The sequence below is a fragment of the Pseudomonas helleri genome, from assembly GCF_009600315.1.
In the GTDB taxonomy this organism is placed as follows: Bacteria; Pseudomonadota; Gammaproteobacteria; order Pseudomonadales; family Pseudomonadaceae; genus Aquipseudomonas; species Aquipseudomonas helleri_A.
On record NZ_WIWC01000126.1, the window covers coordinates 1 to 365 of the forward strand.

Consider the following 365-nt stretch of genomic DNA (forward strand, 5'->3'; position numbering starts at 1 on the left):
TCAGAAGAATTGCTAAAGAGCTTTCAGTTGGCACAGGCACTGTGCATTCCTGGGTTAGCACCAAGCGTTAATCGCGGGTTAAAACGACAATAGCTGCGAAGCCATTGTCGTGGCCAGAGCACTCAATACTTGGTTTGTTTGGGTTGTGGCCAACTACCTGGCTGCTGGCAACTGAAACTGACCCGTACCCGTACCCGTATGAGCTGAAAGGCGTGACTGTTTTGACTACCCACCCCTCATCTTTGAGCATCTTGTTGAGGCGTTTCTCATTAGATTGGAACTGCCCTTCTTGGTCGTGCCATCCACTCACAATGTAAATCTGATCCATTCCACCCTCTATATTTAGTGTTCAGATAGCCATATCA

1 protein-coding gene is annotated in these 365 nt (G+C 47.9%); it reads right to left on the reverse strand.

Going from position 1 to position 365, the window contains the following annotated elements:
• Positions 1 to 67: 67 nt before the first annotated feature.
• Entirely contained in the window at positions 68 to 328 is a 261-nt protein-coding gene (locus tag GHN86_RS23130; protein ID WP_153387397.1) for a hypothetical protein, read from the reverse strand.
• Between the last annotated feature and the right edge of the window lie 37 nt (positions 329 to 365).

Bases quoted from the DNA above. Each gene is read 5' to 3' on its own strand.
- GHN86_RS23130 (WP_153387397.1), bottom strand. From the start codon at position 328: ATGGATCAGATTTACATTGTGAGTGGATGGCACGACCAAGAAGGGCAG.